Origin of the sequence: Pseudoalteromonas obscura (assembly GCF_030135505.1) — a bacterium.
GTDB lineage: Bacteria > Pseudomonadota > Gammaproteobacteria > Enterobacterales > Alteromonadaceae > Pseudoalteromonas > Pseudoalteromonas obscura.
This window is the reverse complement of record NZ_JASJUT010000010.1, coordinates 1-18,024: the sequence shown is the minus strand read 5'-3', so window position 1 is coordinate 18,024 and position 18,024 is coordinate 1. Positions and strand designations below refer to the sequence as shown.

At 42.1% G+C, this 18,024-nt stretch carries 16 protein-coding genes; 7 read left to right on the top strand and 9 right to left on the bottom strand.

All coding sequences use genetic code 11. From position 1 onward, the window contains the following. Nucleotides 1–8 precede the first annotated feature (8 nt). The 4 genes from QNM18_RS19545 to QNM18_RS19530 all read right to left on the bottom strand — a co-directional run bounded on the left by QNM18_RS19545 (nt 9) and on the right by QNM18_RS19530 (nt 5,554). Entirely contained in the window at nt 9–1,232 is a 1,224-nt protein-coding gene (locus QNM18_RS19545; RefSeq protein WP_284138188.1) for an aspartate aminotransferase family protein, read from the bottom strand. 1 nt (nt 1,233) lies between these two features. Further along, nucleotides 1,234–2,247: an SDR family oxidoreductase gene (locus QNM18_RS19540; RefSeq protein ID WP_211008538.1), complete on the bottom strand. Its 1,014-nt coding sequence runs from the start codon at nt 2,245–2,247 to the stop codon at nt 1,234–1,236. A gap of 299 nt (nt 2,248–2,546) precedes the next feature. Continuing rightward, nucleotides 2,547–4,433, bottom strand: coding sequence for a M6 family metalloprotease domain-containing protein (locus QNM18_RS19535; RefSeq protein ID WP_211008537.1), 1,887 nt, complete (start codon nt 4,431–4,433; stop codon nt 2,547–2,549). Between the two features lie 74 nt (nt 4,434–4,507). Continuing rightward, nucleotides 4,508–5,554 carry a tetratricopeptide repeat protein gene (locus QNM18_RS19530; RefSeq protein ID WP_284138187.1) on the bottom strand — a complete coding sequence of 349 codons (1,047 nt, stop codon included), beginning with the start codon at nt 5,552–5,554 and terminating at the stop codon, nt 4,508–4,510. Between the two features lie 700 nt (nt 5,555–6,254). Between QNM18_RS19530 and nudB the strand changes: the two genes are divergently transcribed. Further along, the gene (gene nudB / locus QNM18_RS19525) at nt 6,255–6,683 is read left to right on the top strand and encodes a dihydroneopterin triphosphate diphosphatase (RefSeq protein ID WP_211008866.1); all 429 of its coding nucleotides are present in this window, start codon (nt 6,255–6,257) and stop codon (nt 6,681–6,683) included. 35 nt (nt 6,684–6,718) lie between these two features. Here the strand turns inward: nudB and QNM18_RS19520 are convergent, their stop codons facing one another. Further along, nucleotides 6,719–7,339 carry a class I SAM-dependent methyltransferase gene (locus QNM18_RS19520; protein ID WP_284138186.1) on the bottom strand — a complete coding sequence of 207 codons (621 nt, stop codon included), beginning with the start codon at nt 7,337–7,339 and terminating at the stop codon, nt 6,719–6,721. Between the two features lie 212 nt (nt 7,340–7,551). On the opposite strand from QNM18_RS19520, the gene QNM18_RS19515 reads away from it, so the two are divergent. The 3 genes from QNM18_RS19515 to QNM18_RS19505 all read left to right on the top strand — a co-directional run bounded on the left by QNM18_RS19515 (nt 7,552) and on the right by QNM18_RS19505 (nt 9,413). After that, a complete protein-coding gene (locus QNM18_RS19515) occupies nt 7,552–8,505 on the top strand; it encodes an SPFH domain-containing protein (protein ID WP_023397976.1) in 954 nt (317 codons plus the stop codon). A 3-nt stretch (nt 8,506–8,508) separates the two neighbouring features. After that, nucleotides 8,509–8,964 carry an NfeD family protein gene (locus QNM18_RS19510; protein ID WP_284138185.1) on the top strand — a complete coding sequence of 152 codons (456 nt, stop codon included), beginning with the start codon at nt 8,509–8,511 and terminating at the stop codon, nt 8,962–8,964. 254 nt (nt 8,965–9,218) lie between these two features. Next, nucleotides 9,219–9,413 (top strand): hypothetical protein, encoded by a 195-nt coding sequence (locus tag QNM18_RS19505; RefSeq protein WP_284138184.1) that lies wholly within the window; start codon nt 9,219–9,221, stop codon nt 9,411–9,413. Between the two features lie 176 nt (nt 9,414–9,589). Here the strand turns inward: QNM18_RS19505 and QNM18_RS19500 are convergent, their stop codons facing one another. From QNM18_RS19500 to QNM18_RS19485, 4 genes are all read right to left on the bottom strand, one after another. Beyond that, the gene (locus tag QNM18_RS19500) at nt 9,590–10,507 is read right to left on the bottom strand and encodes an SDR family NAD(P)-dependent oxidoreductase (RefSeq protein ID WP_284138183.1); all 918 of its coding nucleotides are present in this window, start codon (nt 10,505–10,507) and stop codon (nt 9,590–9,592) included. Between the two features lie 120 nt (nt 10,508–10,627). After that, on the bottom strand, nt 10,628–11,518 hold the full coding sequence (locus tag QNM18_RS19495) for an AraC family transcriptional regulator (RefSeq protein WP_284138182.1): 891 nt from the start codon (nt 11,516–11,518) through the stop codon (nt 10,628–10,630). After that, nucleotides 11,515–12,012, bottom strand: coding sequence for an SRPBCC family protein (locus QNM18_RS19490; protein ID WP_211008530.1), 498 nt, complete (start codon nt 12,010–12,012; stop codon nt 11,515–11,517). Before QNM18_RS19490 ends, QNM18_RS19495 begins: the two co-directional genes overlap by 4 nt. 307 nt (nt 12,013–12,319) lie before the next feature. Beyond that, nucleotides 12,320–13,426 carry an SGNH/GDSL hydrolase family protein gene (locus tag QNM18_RS19485; protein WP_284138181.1) on the bottom strand — a complete coding sequence of 369 codons (1,107 nt, stop codon included), beginning with the start codon at nt 13,424–13,426 and terminating at the stop codon, nt 12,320–12,322. A 241-nt stretch (nt 13,427–13,667) separates the two neighbouring features. On the opposite strand from QNM18_RS19485, the gene QNM18_RS19480 reads away from it, so the two are divergent. The 3 genes from QNM18_RS19480 to QNM18_RS19470 all read left to right on the top strand — a co-directional run bounded on the left by QNM18_RS19480 (nt 13,668) and on the right by QNM18_RS19470 (nt 17,843). After that, nucleotides 13,668–14,363: a response regulator transcription factor gene (locus QNM18_RS19480; protein WP_284138180.1), complete on the top strand. Its 696-nt coding sequence runs from the start codon at nt 13,668–13,670 to the stop codon at nt 14,361–14,363. Then, the gene (locus QNM18_RS19475) at nt 14,350–15,687 is read left to right on the top strand and encodes a HAMP domain-containing sensor histidine kinase (RefSeq protein ID WP_284138179.1); all 1,338 of its coding nucleotides are present in this window, start codon (nt 14,350–14,352) and stop codon (nt 15,685–15,687) included. Before QNM18_RS19480 ends, QNM18_RS19475 begins: the two co-directional genes overlap by 14 nt. A gap of 140 nt (nt 15,688–15,827) precedes the next feature. Further along, a complete protein-coding gene (locus QNM18_RS19470) occupies nt 15,828–17,843 on the top strand; it encodes a TonB-dependent receptor domain-containing protein (RefSeq protein ID WP_284138178.1) in 2,016 nt (671 codons plus the stop codon). Nucleotides 17,844–18,024 lie beyond the last annotated feature (181 nt).

Below are 18,024 nucleotides of genomic sequence, written 5' to 3'. Positions count from 1 at the left end.
GTCTTTCCTTAAATCTTTTCAATTGCGATGGTGAATGCGCTGTACAACTGTGCTAACTGATCGTCGGTTAAAAATGCGCAAGGGGTAAGGCGCACAGTTGAAGCATTACTTAATGAATGGCTGGTAAGAATATTTTGGTTGAGCAGTAACAGTGTCAGCTGGCCAGCTCGGGCTGGCGTGCCTACATCAATACCAATTAACAGCCCCTCTCCTCGTATGATAATTTGCTCCTCGTGTTGCGCATTTTTAGCGTGTACGATGTCGTTGAGTTTATCGAGGATCTGTTGCCCCAGACGAGCCGCGCGTTGCGCTACTTGCTCACTGAGCAAAACATCAATGGTCGCCTCTGCCGCCGCCAGTGCAATGGGCGAGCCTCCAAAGGTACTTGAATGCAACATAAAATCTTGATTCAAGGGTGCAAATGCTTTTTCTGTCGCGACTACAGCGGCACAGGGCACGACGCCGCCGCTGAGACCTTTGCCAACTAACATCACATCGGGCACGATATTGTGTTTATCTATCGCCCACATAGCGCCTGTGCGTGCCAAACCAGATTGGATCTCATCACAAATAAACAAACCGCCAGACTGGTCACATAATTGCTTTGCGGTATGTAAAAATTCATAACTCAAGGCATAAACACCGCCTTCACCTTGTACTGGCTCTGCGATAAATGCAACAGGCTCGCTGCGCTTTGCAAATGCCGACTTTAAAGCAGCGATGTTATCGCGCTCAACAAACTCAACATTGTCAAATAAAGGAGAAAAAGGTGCTCGAAATTCATCGCGATGCGTTACAGACAGCGCACCCAATGACTTTCCGTGATAGCTACCGGTGAGCGCAATAATGTGCTTGCAACCGTTGGCTCTGGCAAGCTTTAACCCCAACTCCGTTGACTCAGCACCAGAATTGGTGAAAAAAGCGTATTGGATGGCATCAGGACATATATCTACCAGCTTTTTACTCGCGGTCGCCAAATTAGGACTCACTAATGTACGTGAACTCATCGGCATCACATCAATTTGGGATTTAACCGCCTCAACAACTTTGGGGTGTTTATGACCTAAAATAAAAACACCAAAACCACCAAAATCTAAATAAACTTTACCTTTCTCATCGAGAATTTCCGCCGATTGAGCACTTTGTTCAATCGGCAAATTCATCAAGTTGGATAAACGTGCTTTTGAGCGATTACTGTGTGTCTTAAGTAGACCAAGTATATGTTCTCTCACGTTAATCTGCTCCAGACAATTCAGTGATCAGCGGGTGAGTTTGATCATAAGCAACCAAGTTTTTAGCCAGAGTGTGGCGCACATCAAATTCATAACATTCGCCTGCAACTTCCGCTAGCTTGGGCACATCAGATTGAAACCCTTCAGACATATCTAGGTATTTTAAGTAAATAGAGGTTTCTTCAAACATACGTTTAAAACGTTTTGGCAGTGCAGGCATAAAGACTGGCTTAACCAATCGCTCAAAGGTGGTTGGGCTCATCAGTTTTGGAGCTTTAAAGCCGATTGGATATTGTGAGGTGATCTCCTCATCCTCTCCGAGTGTTAACAAGTCCCCTAATGTTTTGGCAAGACCACCTGCCGTTAACCAAAACTCACCCGTCAGCTTTTTATCAACAATGGTTAAAATGCACTTGGCCACAATATCTCTTGGGATTACATCAACCAGAGTATTGGCGTCCCCTGGTACTATTGGAATAACTTCTTTCGTCGCAAGCTTGAGCATGTTGTGGATCCCCTGTTTTTTGGGCATCAATCCGAGCGTACTGTCACCAACAATCACTGACGGACGCACAACAGTAATATGTTCACTCAGACACGCCTCAGCTTCACGCTTACTTTGCTCATAATTATTAAAATCATGGCCATTTCGACCTTTTACAAATGCAGTGCTAATGTGGATAAGCGGTACATTGAGCTGTTCGGATAATTGAATGGCATGCTGCAGCCCCGCCACGTTAATGCCAGCCAACACATCTGGATCGGCAGTAAAGTCAGTTAGTGCCGCACTGTGCACGATACACTCTACCCCTGCTAGCTGTGCTATTTGTTCTTCACTTAAACCAAAATTGGCCTTGCGTATATCACCCTGAATTTGCTGACTAACCCCCTGAGGTAAGTCACTAAAAGATCGTTGATTAACTAGAATAACAATCTCATCATTTGGGGATAAAAGCTCTAATATTGAGAGCCCCACGACGCCTGTCGCGCCGGTTAATAGAAATCTACGAGACATAATTACTCCTTAATCATATTGTGTGTAAAAAGCACGCTAAACCACAAAGTCCCCTTTACGGGTAATAATGATAATGATTTTCAATTTCAGATCAAACAAATATTTTACTAAATTTTAACCTTTGAAATTCGTTTACCTTTATCACGCAAAAATAAAGTGAAGTTGCAGCAACCAATTATTGAAGTATCAAGGAAATGTGCAAAAAATATTGAGACAGGAATATGAGCGTTAAATATTCAAAGTGGACCTGTCTTAGCGGTCTAGGTCCACTATTGATTGTGAGCTAAGTTGACTACACCTTACTTATTTACTACTAACGTATAGTCACCAGCACCTTCGTAAGAATAAACAATAATACGGTAGTAACCGCTTGTCGCATTGTAAGAGATCGATTCTACCGACGTGGGTGTTTCAGATACTGCGACTCTTTGCCAACTACCACCTTGCCAGCGTTCTAATTTCAAATCAAAGTCCGCATTGCTTGGGCCATTTAGGTCAAGCTTGATGACACCACCTGCATACTGAAACCAGCTGCCATTAGGTTGGATCTGTTGGGCTTTATTCGCGAGTGTTCCGCGATAAGTCTCACCTTTTGGAGGCTCAACAACAGACGAATCCAAATCAAATGAGATGGTTTGTGCGGGATCTGAGATACCTGATATAGATAGCCCAGAGTCAGACCCATTCCACCACAATGCATTTGTGCCTCGTGACGACAAACTATTTGGCAGGACGCTGCTAAATTCACCGCTGGCCCCATACAAGTCCGTGCTGTCACCGCGATTTACTTTATTTTCAGGGTCACGATTACCATCAGCATGCTCCATTTGAATGTATGGGTACCACTCATTGGAGTTACTTCCCTTGGAGTCTACGTGCCAGATAGCTAAACCTTGGCTGGGTTGCTCTTTATTTTGGCCTGACTTATGAATTGCTTCGATATAGAACGCTTCATTTCGATTGCTCGGATTGGTCCACTTATAAGATGTATGGCTGCCTGATGTATGACTTAAGCGACCAGTCGGTGCATTAGCATCTACAGCTGGATTAAGTTCAGTTACTGTATCCCATCCAGCAATCGCTCTAAAATGCGCGACAGGTGGTGTCGGCCTAAACTTATTAGTAGTGCCAATTGCACCGAAGCCCATTACCCCGTAACTGGCCACAGATCCGTGAGAGCTGCCATCGTAATCATAGAGATCAGGCCAATTTGTAATTAGATGCCCTGATTCATGTACAAAGGTACCTATTGAAAGGCTCGCACGCATATCCGTAATTTGATATCGATCTGTACACACTCCATCAGCGCAAAATCTCGGACTCAACCTTGCCATATGAGGCCATAGCCCCTTAGACCATGCACTGTCAGAATTGCCAGCATAAAAGATGTTTAATCCGCGAATTTGATTGCTGCTATTGGTAGATAAAGTGGAAAAATCAAAACCTTGTTGATACTCTAGCCAATCGAGCGCCTCTTTAATCAGCTCTTGCGAACGCACCGTTGAACTCAAGCTAGAATCAGCATAATAGGCTTTGTTCTTTTTCGCTGTGTAATAAGCAGTGACCGTGTTGGTGTAGTCAAGCTTGTTATTCGATACTTCTAAAAAGTAACCACGTACTGATTGTGCATTCCCAAACTCAGTGTAGTTTTGATTATTTAAAAAGCGCTCTACTTGAGATTTTGAAATAGTCCCTCGCTCATCAGGGAAGTCGATTATTATGGTTAACCCTTTGATTTGGCCAGTCACCTGTGCCGTCACATCTGTGCTTTGCGTACGGACAAGTAGTGGACTTTCAAGAGCTGGTAACAATTCACTTTGCTTTTGCTCTACTAATGCCTGAATAGCTTCTTTCGATAACCCAACTTCTGGGCCAGAGGCAATGCTAACTATCCCACTCTTTGCCTCATCTAGATCTGAAACTAATACCCCTGTCGAGACAAGGCCTGTTCCTGCCTTGTTCACTGATGCATAAGCCATCCCGTTGAGTTTTTCATCAAATACAACCAATTTGCCAGAGCGCGTTCTTTGCTCTGCATAATAGGTATTACCCTGTAAAAAGACAGAGACAACTTCACCATTGGGCTGAGTAAATTGATATTCTTCATTTTGATAGGGAATAGCGGCTATAGATAGCGTCGGCAAAAGGATTGATGACAACGCAACAATGTTTCTTACTAATTTCATTATAGTTTCCTTTACAAGTTTTCCTGATACGGAAACTAAAGTATTGACCTTTTTTTAACCGAATTCAATTCTTATTAACGGTCAGAGAAGTATTTTTTTGCAATGATCCGCGAAGAGCATAACCTTTCAAGCTTAACTTTTTTTCCACTTGGAGACTTTATACGTTTGATATCTGGAGTTTTTTTAAGTTGCTCTTGCAATGCCTGAGCTAAATCTTCGCGCTGAAAAAGCTTTGAATAAAACTGGAGAGAGGGCCCTAGTTCACTCTTGAGCAATATTGGTATTGATTCAATTAATGTGTGCACTCTATCATTCGAGAGATCAACACCTGAATTAATGTACTCGTACAAGTACTTTTGCCACATAAAAAACAATTTGAAAGCGGGTTGACCACTTTGTTCTACTTCTAAAGCAACTGAGCTTCGAAATCGCGTAAAGCTATTCCAGTCATCTAAAAAAATTTGCGTGTTGAGTAAATTTAACCCAGTCCCAGCAGCATAAGCGGATTGCCCCATTTCAGAATGAAAACGGAATGCGCGAATATACATCAGTTGAGCATGACGATACTTTTCTTGATCGAAATAGATGTTACCCAGATTATTCTTGATATTCGCTATTATTTCTCTGTCTTCGGCCAACATTAAAGACTCTTTTAGGATGTTTGCCGCTTTTTGTGGCTGACCACTATACCGATATACGACAGCCATATTGTTAGCCACTCGACTAAACTCTTTAGGGTCGACCGCATACGAAATAGCACATTCGTTCAATATCTCTGCATAACTGTAGTCGTGAATACGCCGATGATAAATTGCCACTGCTGTTGCAATGTCCAGCTCTGTGCCTTCTATTGCACTTTGCCAACTATCACGTTCAAATATGGACACAACATGCTGTACGATTGCAGCATCATTGGCTCTAACACCTGACTCCAAGCCGACAAGGTAGAGCTCTAATAACCCTCGGCTGGGCTTTTTAGGTAATCTGGATTGTATCGAGCTAAATACATGTGCGGCCTGTTGCGGGTTTTGACTATTGAGCTCTTTTATTTTATTGAGAGTCATGAACATTTCGCTTGGTGACATCACAACCACTACCGATAACAAACCTGCTATAAACATAATGCCACTACTTTCTTGGTACCCTGTCTAAGCATGGTATAGAACATAATGAAAACCAAGCTTGGGTTAAGAATTTCTCAATTGACCTGAATTCACCAAATTACTTTCATTTCATCAAACCACAAGTTCGCCCGCAATGAGTACAAGAAAATTTGTTTGGAATACGCATCAAGAAAACATTTATTTAACATTTCGGGACAAATAAAACATATGAAAAAATTCATTCAATTTTATTAACATTAAAAATCAATGACATAACAATGAAAAGAAAGTACCCGATAAAACTACTAAAATCAACAATAGAAATTCAAGAAACATACAACATTGTAAATATTGGATTTTTTCAACTCATATGAAAAAACGCATAAAAATACAACAAATAAAAACAAAAGACGCATTTAAGTTACATATGAAGTTTTTCATCATAAACAGTTTACATTTTGAAAACATCCATGTAGGATGAAGTTGTTCCTTTGGAGACACCACTTAATTAATTAAGTAACTCCTAGAACTCCCGAGAAGTAGAGCTTACTGATAAGGATGTTGGTTTATTGGGTATTTCCTTGGCAAAGATTATTGCTATTGGAGATTGGGCAGGCGATAGCCTGCCTTTTTTTTGTATTGTAAATGGACCCAAACTCTCCCTTGTATACGTATCACTTGGTATAATAATCTGGTACCTATATCCATGGAAAAAGAAATGCTACGCCAACCGTTTTCTGTTCTTGTCGTTATATACAATCAAAATAAACAGTTTCTATTGCTGCAAAGGAAAGACGACCCCGAGTTTTGGCAATCAGTTACCGGAGGGATAGATAGAGGTGAAGCTCCATTAGCCACTGCCTATCGTGAGTTAAAGGAAGAAACCGGCATAGATGCTCATGTCCTAGGCCTCGAAATAAGATCTCATGACGTAATTAATCAATATGAAATTCGCCCTCAATGGCGACATCGTTATGAAAGCAGTGCAAAAATCAATTCAGAGCACGTTTTTAGCATTTGTGTTCCAAACGATATTGCAGTCAAGTTATGCGCTGAAGAGCATACAGACTACATCTGGCTAGACCAAAAGGATGCAGCAAATACAGCATGGTCTGCAAGTAACAAAAAAGAAATCCTCGCCTTGTAATGATGCGCCCTTGATTTAGATGCTAAAAAGCCAATTCATATTGGCTTAAACAGCATTGTTTGCCAAGTTGTGTGGGCACGCCCCTGCGCATCCTGTTCTTTATCCGTAATAAGTTCCAAACTTAAATCAGCACTTTGTGCCATAGTTACAAGCACTTCGGTGTCAAAATTAGTGAGACCTCGGAGCTCAAGGTGCTGCTCGTCAGTACAGTGTCGCAATTTGATGACTAATAACCCCTGCGGTTTAAGCAATTGCCTTATTGTTAGGAGAGCTTGAATACAAGCATGGCTATCAAGATAATTAAACACTCCACTTACCAATATAATGTCAAAAGTGTCGTACTGCTTTTTCACTTTAACAAGACGCGGTAACTCATCGCGAAACCAAATAATCGGCAGCTCTCGTGTGTAAGCCTGACCTAATCGGTTAATAGAACTAACAGGCTCAACGGCGACCACTTCTGCGCTTCTATTTTGCTCAACAATAAACTTAGCATCCCTGCCTGCACCGGCACCAATGTCCAAGAAGCTCAAATGCTCTTTCACTAGATAGGGTTTAAGATGAGTAAGCCAATTTGCGTGTAATGATTCAAAGCAGTCTGTCTGGTATATCTGTGCTAATTTCAATGCGTTTTGTTCGTAGTACTGCGCGGTCATGGTACAAAGGCCCCAATTGATTGTATCTGCTTTTAGTATCTATGATAGGTAACCTGTATAACAAAATAATGACAATCAGCCACTAGTTGAAATCGTGAAACCGTTTAAACATAGATCAATAATGACGTTAGCAACACTAAAAAAGAGCTATTTTTACTCTTAACAACATCATGCTATTGTAAAGGCTCTAGCAATAAAAGGACTCAAATCTTATGGACCCAGTTACAACGATACTGAACTTTCTTTTTACCATTGAAGCCGTTTTACTTATTTTTGTTATTGTACTTTTAAAAGGCTCAATTAAATTTGTCCCGCAAAATCGCGCCTGGATAATTGAACGTTTTGGTAAATACCAATCAACAAAAGAAGCGGGTTTAAATTTTATAATTCCCTTTATTGACCAAGTAGCGGCCGATAGGAGCTTGAAAGAGCAAGCAACCGATGTACCTTCTCAATCCGCGATTACTCGCGACAATATTTCTTTAGTCGTAGATGGAGTCTTGTATTTCAGAGTACTCGACCCGTATAAAGCAACGTATGGTGTTGATGACTATGTGTTCGCGGTCACACAATTGGCTCAAACCACCATGCGTAGTGAACTGGGCAAAATGGAACTGGACAAGACCTTTGAAGAGCGTGATATGTTAAACACCAATATTGTGACTGCGATTAACGCTGCATCAGAGCCGTGGGGTATTCAAGTATTACGCTACGAAATCAAAGATATTGTGCCACCTAATTCAGTCATGGAAGCTATGGAAGCACAAATGAAAGCTGAGCGTGTTAAACGTGCTCAAATTTTAGAATCTGAGGGCGATCGTCAGGCCGAAATTAATGTTGCCGAAGGTAAAAAACAGGCTCAGGTTTTAGCGGCAGAAGCTGAAAAAGCAGAGCAAATATTAAAGGCCGAAGGTGAGGCAAAAGCCATCATTGCTGTTGCAGAAGCTCAAGCAGATGCATTGAGAAAAGTGGGTGAAGCAGCCAATACACAAGAAGGCCAAAAAGCCATTCAACTCGATTTGGCAACCAAAGCAATTGCTGCAAAAGAAGCGATTGCTAAAGAATCGTCAGTTGTACTGCTACCAGACAATGGAACGGATGCCAGTTCACTCGTTGCTCAGGGCATGTCGATAATTAACACCTTAAACAGTCAAAAGAATGGGTAATGTATGGCCTATCTCACAGAAAACTTACCACAAGCATTAATTATTTTTGGCTTGTTAGCACTCAGTATTGAAGTGATTATTCTAGGGTTTTCAACATTTGTGTTGTTTTTTCTAGGCCTGTCACTTGTAGCCAGTGGTACATTCATGTATTTCGGACTGGTCGAACCAAACTTACTCAACGCGGCATGGATAAACGGTATCTTAACTGCGGTGCTAGCGCTACTTTTATGGAAACCACTCAAAGCAATGCAAGCACAACAAGACACCAAACCCGTGGAAAGTGATTTTGCTGAAATTAGTTTTACATTAGAACAGGACTTGACCGAATCAAACCAAGTCCATTACCAATACTCTGGTATTCAATGGCAAATTAAAAGTAAATCTGACTTACCTAAAGGCACGCATGTCAAAGTCATCGAAAAATCAGTGGGCATACTTTGGGTTACGCCTGTGGAATAAGCCACCAATTGAAAAGCGCAAGCCCACTGCGCTTTCTCCTAATTTTTCTATATTGCTAAATGACTTAACAGAGCTTGGTAATAGTCGTTCCACACATTGAACCGACACTACTATCTTCTCCAAACTATCAGCTTAAAAACCCGCATGCTCACAACTTAATTTGTTCATATTTCAGACACACCGACTTCATCTTCGGCCCATAACATAGTGAATGACGCAGCAGTTATAAGCCATAGTCTAAGCAAGGAATAACCATGCACGACAATTGTAAACTAAGCTTGTTGGTGGTTCAGACACTGTTGCTGATAAGCCAGGCTCATTCAGCCCAACTATTTAAGGCTCAAGACAATAAAGAAACAGGCTATAGCTATGCTAGAGAGCCGGGCGAATTTGTAACTAACAGCACTATCTACCGAGATTCACCTAAGAAAAGCATAGGTGCTTTATGAGTGCGAATTTTAGGTCAACGGGTTGAAAAATAGATGATCCATTTGAAATCAGGCATAAATTAAGCGTGCTGAATCCATTTTTTTACCCAAATTAGTCTCTAAATATCGTGTATCTCGTGAAGTGTAATATTACTGTGACGCACGTTCATACAAGGCTCTAAGGTAGTTCAATGAACTCAATGGCTGTTGAATCGCTGTATCGCTTTAAGGGCATTCTCTTGATATTGCTCATTATTTAAGTCAGCAAATAAAAGGTGTTGCTCACCAATCACTCCGGTGAGCCCTTTTTTACTGGCATAAAACTGACCTGATGTTAGCTGTTTATCAAAAATAGCGGACAAATACCGCCCAGCTCCTACTTCAACTCGGTGCACCTTACCCAACCATAACATTACTTGCATCATACCTTTCATTGCGTATTGCTTGATCACAGGTAAAGTATTAAACCCTTCAGTCCCAGTCGTAGCCCCAGGGCTCATGGTGATAAATTTGATGTGTGGGTTGCGTCTAGCCATGGCAGACATCCAAAGCGCCCCCATATACTTTATTGGCCCATAGTGCGCTGTTGCATCTTGATTCTTCGAAAACGCAGAGCCGTTACAAATGGTCGTAAACTCCTCCACTGACGAGGTGGTTAGATTGGGACGTGGCATACCCATTTCAGTCACGCCACGAGCAGCTTCCGAGCCCGCATACACAGCAACTTGAGTCAGCTTGCCATATTTTAGCAATTCTTCCGTTAGCACACTGTGCCCTAATAAGTTCACAGCAAATATCTGCGTAACGCCGTCACTATTTAGCTTCGAGAAGTCCCTTCCGCCTGTACCGCCAGCATTCATGATTAATGCGTCCACACTATGAGGCAATGACTCAACAGCGCGTTTAACAGAGCTAGTGTCACTGACATCAATTTCAACTATTTTAAAAATGCTGCGCCCCGTTAATTGTTCTAGTTCTTGTTGCGCAATGAAGGCTTTTTCTCGGTTTCGACAACCCAAATAGACAACTTCAACCTCAGGGCGAGCCGCGAGCTGTTTCGCTGCTTCTTTACCTAAACCTGCATTTGCTCCTGTAATTAATACGCGCTTGATCATGATGTAACCTTTCACTTAATGATGATGTAATGTTCAATACGACTAGATTAAACGATGCACTAAGCGATTTTTTGATATTTCTTGCTGTCTTGTTTATTGAGCAAAAAAAAGCCTGACGGATCAGGCTTTGGGCTTTATTGGAATGTTCAAGTAGATTTTGTTATTGGGGTCGGCATCATTGAAGTTAGCGGGCAGTAATTCAAAGTCCGGTTTATCTGCATATTCATAGCTGCTTTTAGGTAGCCAACTTCCCCAAATATAGCGCAGTGTTTCTTCTAGTTTAGCAATGGGCCCTATATGAGTGAACCGAGCATACGTCTGGGCTTCAAGCTCACGCGTGATAAGGCCTTCAGGCACATCGTCGAAGTTTTCAACTTGTGCTGAGCATATATAAACAAACCGCGTGGTATCTTCAGATTCTTCATAGTTTTCATATATGCCAAAAAAGTCACTGCCGACACGGTTTGGTATTTTATCTCTGTATGGTCTAAAGCCCGACCACAACTTCGGCAAACTTAAATCACCGTCATCATATTGATTTGCAATACCGACAATTTTCATTGCTGGTTGCTCAATAATTTCGGGCTCCATGCTGATATTATTCTGTAAAAATGCCAAGTCATTTTGGCTGACTGGTTTTTTATACAACAACCTAAACGGTTCGTTGATCTTTCTATATTGTGCAGGCGTCATATCAAACAACGCCTTAAATGCACGTGTAAACGCTTCTTGAGATTCAAATTGGCATTCAATTGCCAGCTCTAAAATCCCAACCTCTTCTGTTAGCAAACGTTTTGCCGCCAATGTTAAGCGCCTCTTACGCAAGTATTCTTTAGGTGTATCTCCAACCAATGCTTTAAACACCCTACTGTAATGATAAGTTGAATAGTGTGAGGCTGTCGCAATTTCATGCACACTGATTTTTTCAAATAAGTGTGACTCAATATATTCAATGCTCTTAAAAAACCGCTCCATCTCATAATCCTCAAAGTTCTTTACTAAATTGCTCAAGCACGTGCCATATCTGACATTAGCACATTTTCTTCAGCATATTTTTTCAACCCCGTGAGCAGTTTGCCAAATGCAATCGGAAATACCAATCTCAACAGTGGATAAAATGGGTAAGCAAACAGCTTCAGCTGAGGAGAGGCAACCCAAGTTACCTCTGATTTATTGTGGCCGATTGAACGCACTGACATATGAACATGGTTTTGCTTAATAGGCACAATTTTAGGGTTGTTGACAGGTAAGACATCAAATGCCAAATATCTACCTTGCTCACTGTATTCTGTGATCACCTCTTTGACCTTAGCGCCATTGGGGTCAGAATTTAAGTCGCAGATACGCCCTTCCATTGGCGCTCCAGACAACCCTTTACCAGCCCCCAGAGCCACTGAATTTGGGATAGGGCCCATCCATAAATGTGCCTTATCAAATTCGTGGGCGATTAAATGCCAGACTTGCTCTGCGGGTTTATTGATGATGATTTTTTTAGTTACTTTCATAAGTACACCTGTGTGTGTTGTGTTGATAGGTGTACTTTAGAAAATATCCAAAGCGCGTTTTTGATATTTCTTGCTATCTCAATAAAAAGTTTCTCAAGGCAATGCAATTCACCTTATTTTGGGCGGCTCAGTAGTTGAATTTAAAGCCGCCCTAACGGAACTTTTTCAGTTCTGAGAAACGCTGACTATTCCTGCTTGGACAGTATACAAGTGTGCTCAGCGGCAAAGTTATTAAATGAAGTCTCGAGTGGTTAAACCCACCAATTGCAAAACGCTAATTAATGGGTTTAACAGGCAGATTAAGCCTTTAGTTCAACAAATTATGGCTTCGAACAAATACCGACAACTTATTTGCAATATCGGTATGCTCAGCTGTTGTTGGATGCCAAATACACCCTTCCAGTGGTGAAGAGAAAGTGTGAGAGTACAGCTTATCTATTCCCTGCTCTTCTAGTTTTGCTTTTGCCTCTAATGTTGCCGGAATAATAAAGTCATATGGATATGCAGGTCTTGGCATAAAAACAATTGGTGCGTTGGGGAAGCGATAGCGCACAGTGTTAACAAACTCTACCATGGTCGAAACCCAGTCTGCTTTCACGTCCTCAATCGTCTCCCAAGGCTCGTGTGGCTGAGGATCTGTACTGAAATCGTTAGTACCCACTTCTATCACTACCAAATTAGGATGTGTATCTTCATAAGCTTTATTGTCACCAAACACAGCCGTTACTTTGTCAAAGTAAGTACGCAAATTGTGGTGAGGATCATTGCCGCTCCAATTGCGGATCAAACCTAGGCCCGAATAAGACACTTGAGTAAAACTGGCCTCCAACAGAGACGCCGTTAGATAAGGAAACGCCACTCTGGCATTGCTGGTATCTACAATTTCGTTCCAAGTGCACTGGCGCTTAGTTGACTCACTGCCAAAGCCCGCACTAATAGAGTCACCGATAAATAAAATATGGGGTTGCTGCTGCCAAATTCCCTCTAATCGACCATCAGTCGTAAAGCTTAAAATTTTGGTGTTATTACTGTAGTTTTCCCAACGTTTAACGATTTCAATGTCTACCGTTTTTACATCCTGTTGGGCAAATACGACGTGCTCCTCAAAGTTGCCATTTTGCCCTGTGACAATTTTCTTGTGCAGTACCCCATCTACTAAGACATCAAACTGATCACCATATCCAGCCATTGTAACTTTAAGTGATTTCCCAACTAGCTTGGTTTTGAGCTGTGTTCCCGGCCAGTTAAACTCTACTTGGCCTTTATTGTAATGTTTACTAACTCGCCCTTCATATACGATGGCATGATGGGTCGCCTTATAACTCTTCGCAAATACGGCACTGGAAAAGAGCCCTCCGACGCAGCTGAGCACAAATGCCAGTAGCGACAATTTGATAGATATTAACCTTAACATGTGTCATTCCTTAAATGAGTTTGTATCCGAGACTGTATTCCAATGTTACCTATTGCCTCGTGATATACCCCAATGCTGGTTAACTCCTTCAGTCATTGGGAATTTGATCAAATACAACTCACTCCATTTGAAAAAAACTCATACAGCGCACGTCTGTTTACTATCCGACCTTGTCGCTATTGTATACACAGGCACAATAATCTTAAAATACAATCATTCTCATTTTAGAAGACACAAATCTGTGAACAACCGTATTTTAGTCGTAGAAGACGACATTACTCTCAATCAACAAGTCTGTGTGCTACTTAGCAACAGGGGCTATCAGGTAGACTGTCTTCACGATGGCGAACAAGGACTTAGTCAGGCGCTGGCTATCGATTATGACCTCATCATTTTGGATATTCGCTTACCAAGTATGGAAGGCTACGAAATTTTGGCTCAGCTTAGAAAAATAAAACACACACCAGTCTTGATTTTATCTGCATGTGGTGCTGAGCAAGAGCGTATTAAAGGCCTCAGCTTAGGCGCGGATGATTACCTTTCTAAACCTTTTAACCTTGATGAGTTGGTATTGCGTATAGAAGCAATTTTAAGGCGTGTCCACGCAAGTCATACCCAAGCACAAACGCCATTTGAGATTGTCTTGGCTGACTTGCACTTGGATAGACAAAAGCAGCTTGCCGCCTATAACAAAGAGACGCTAGATATCACTGCAATTCAATTTAAGTTGCTGTGGCAGTTAGCCCACAATCACAAGGAAACCCTTAGCAAAGCATTCCTTTACCAGAGCGTACTTGAACGCCAATTTAGCCGGTATGACCGCAGTTTAGACATGCACTTGAGTCGACTTCGAAAAAAACTAGTCGCGGTAGGGCTAAGCCCTGAGTCGATTACAACCGTACATGGCAAAGGGTACCGTCTGCATGTTCAACCTTAAAGCCTCTTATTTCTTACGCTTGTGCGCGCTGGTCATAGCGGGCTCAATCATATTGTTCGGTGTGATCGATTACTTGGTCAACCACACCGAATTCAGAATGAGTCAAATCAAAGTAGAACATCAAGAAGAGTTAATTGCACTAGGCCAACAAGCAGAACAACTGTTCTTAGACGGTGATATGGCGGCTTTGAGTACATACGTAAAAAACATAGAGCAAGAGCACAATACTTGGGCTGCGGTCGTACAGCGTGAGCTGACCCCACTGGCAGATACCCAACTTCAGCAATACTACCTCGATGAGTTTACACTGGGCCGAAATGTACGCTGGAAAATCCATTTATATTTCCCCCGTAACCCAGTGATGGACATTCCTTTTGCTGATGACAGGACTCACTTTTTAATTCAGCTTCCCAGCCATATGCGTCCAGGCAATTACTGGAAAGTCACTTACATTGTACTGCAATTTTTCGTACCATTTTTGGTTCTAGCGGGCATTTGCTGGCTGCTATATCGCGCCATCATGAAGCCTCTAAAACAACTTGAACAAACAACACGCGCCTTTGCCGATGGAGATTTAGACAGCCGTGTGGGAGACAAAATTTCGAGCCGAGATACGGAGTTCAAACAAATTGCAGCGACATTTGACAAAATGGCCCACTGCACCGCCAACACCATTCGCGCACAAAGGCAGTTTATCGCTGACTTTTCGCATGAAATTAGAACGCCAATTACGCGTATAGAAACCGCTTTGGAATGCCACAAATCCGGGTTAGACCAACCAGATATGCTTTCTCGCGTGGCCAAGAACACCAACACCATGAGAGAACTTGCCGAAAATACACTCACACTAACATGGCTCGAAAACGAACGTTTTTGCCCACACACAGACACTGCAAATAGCCCGTTTGATCTCGTTGATTTGATTGATTGTATTGCTGAAGAAGTTAAGTTTGAAGCCCCACATTTACACTTTCAGCTGAACATGCCAGAAACACAGCAGCACAATAGTGACGCCCGAGTGCTTGGTCAGGTCATAGAGAATGTGCTCAGAAACGCCAGCCGGTATGCCACAAAGCATATCTCCGTGGTAGTTGATAAGCACACAATTCAAATATTAGATGATGGACCCGGTGTCGCTGAGAGTGAGCTAGAAGATATATTTCAACCGTTTTATCGCAGTCATGGTTATTCGCATACGCAACCTGATAGTCACTCGTTTGGTTTGGGTCTAGCACTGTGTAAAAGGCAGATGGAGCGCCTAAACGGACATATCTACGCACAAAATACACCCAAATCCGGATTATGTATCGTCATTGAGCTCTAAAGCCAACCGTAGTCACATAAATTAGCACCAAATGTCACTGCAAATGTAACAGTTGTAAAAGTGCTTTGTTTTGGGACAGAACCATGAATAATACACAGCGTATTGATAACTATTTTCATTTAAGATAAAGGAACACACCAATGCAGTTTGGTTTTTCTCGCTCATCTATCGCCCTTGCTGTGGCAGTTGCAACTTTTGGTTCACCTGTTACTTTAGCCGACAACAAACAACAAAAGATTGAAATCATCGAAGTTCACGGCAAAGTTTCTGACGCCGATATGATCATCGACCAAACTGATCTGACTCAACTACAAGCGAATGACCTGTCAGATATATTCAGATCACTTCCACAAGTATCGGTAGGTGGTTCAAACCCAGTCGCGCAAAAAATTTATGTTCGCGGTCTAGAAGATACCATGCTTAATGTCAGTATTGATGGCGCGTTGCAAGCTGGCTATTTGTTTCACCACCAAGGTCGTCTATCAATTGAACCTGAACTGCTCAAGCAAGTAGACGTGGTGGCAGGTGCGGGGGACGCCACATCTGGCTCGGGCGCGCTAGGTGGTGCACTGAGATTTAAAACTAAGAGTGCCTCAGACTTGCTTGCACCAGATGAAAATTTTGGCGCCTTATTCAAGCTAGGTTATTACGGCAACAGTGAAGGCTTCAAAGCAAGCTCTACCGTATATGGTCGAGTCACTGACGATATTGATGCATTGGTATCACTGATCAAGCGCGACACAGAGAACATGGAAGATGGAAACGGTGATGAAATCCCTTACTCTCAGTCAGAGCAAGAAGTTGGCTTTGCTAAAATTAGTGGTGATATAACTGACACACAATCATTTAGCCTAAGTCACGATGTGCGCCACGATGACGGCACACGCTTACTGCGTGCCCATTGGCACCCAAGCCGTAAAAACTTACCACTGCCGCAAGAAAGCGAGCGTACAACAAATACACTAAATTATTTTTACGCACCGCATGATGATCTCATTGATGTCGCTTTTTCAGCGTACCAAACTAAAAACTCTATCACGCACGCACACCCTAAAGGTGAAAATAGAGCGGGTATTGTTGTTCAAAACACTTATTTCGCCGAGTATGACTCACAAGGTTTTGATATCAAGAATATTGCGCTCTATAACACTCACAAAATTGTGGCTGGATTTGACTACAGAGACGACGAAGCGATATTAGAAGACATTGGATCAAACTATGAGCTGTCCGGTGTTGAGAAAGGCAAAGTGCTGGGTATCTATATTCAAGATTACTTCCAAGTGACAGAACAATTTCAGATCAGCACAGGTGTAAGATACGACAACTACGAACTTGACGATGACAACGGTCACAATTTTGACTCTAGCGGCTTTAGCCCTAATGTGAACCTTACTTATGAGCTTACGCCTGAGTTATCGGTTAATACTGGTTACGCAAAGGCTGTTCGAGGTCAAAAAGTAAAAGAGCTATTTGTCCTTGGTTATTATGATAATGACGTAAACTTGCGCAAAGAAGTTGCTGAAAACATCGAATTCGGATTTAAATATCTCGGTGACAACCTCGTTGTGCAAGCTGACGTATTTGTATCGACGATTGATGATGCTGTTTCTACCGCAAAGAACCTCGAAACACAGGCCGCCCACATACTGAGCAACGTCGGTGATTTAGAGAATAAAGGGCTAAACATCAATGCTCGCTATAGCTTTGAGAAAGTATCTTTGTCTCTGGCATTTAATAGCAGCAGCCCTGAGTGGAAAACGCATATAAACCCAGCGCTTGCAGGAACCCCTATCTCCGATCAAGACTGGTCTATTGGTACCTCTGTTGGTGATACTTTAACCTTGGGCGCTGACTACTCACTCACCGATTCAATAGAGTTGGCTTGGCAAGCACGTCTGGTTAAACGCCTTGATGATGCTGGCACCTATGTCTGGGACAATACCCAATTACCAGAAAAGGTAGGCTATGGCGTTCATGACTTAAAAGCGACGTGGTATATCACGGACAACGAAAACTTAAAACTGGATGTCGCCATCAAGAATGTGTTCGACAAGTTTTATTATGACCATGCAACCTATGCAGCACTTGGCCCAATTGATACAGGTGTTGCGGAGCCAGGACGCGATATTCGCGCCACCATTACATGGCAACTGTAATAACAAAATTCTAGTCAGCTGAACAAAGAGGCCTGAAATAAGGCCTCTTTTTTCTTTTAGTGTCCCGTCCTAAATAAGGTTGACACTTTTCCAACTTAAATTTGGAGAATGTCATGACATCAATATCTAAGAGAACTCAAAAAGATTATTCGCTTGCCTTTAAATTATCCGTTGTTGATAA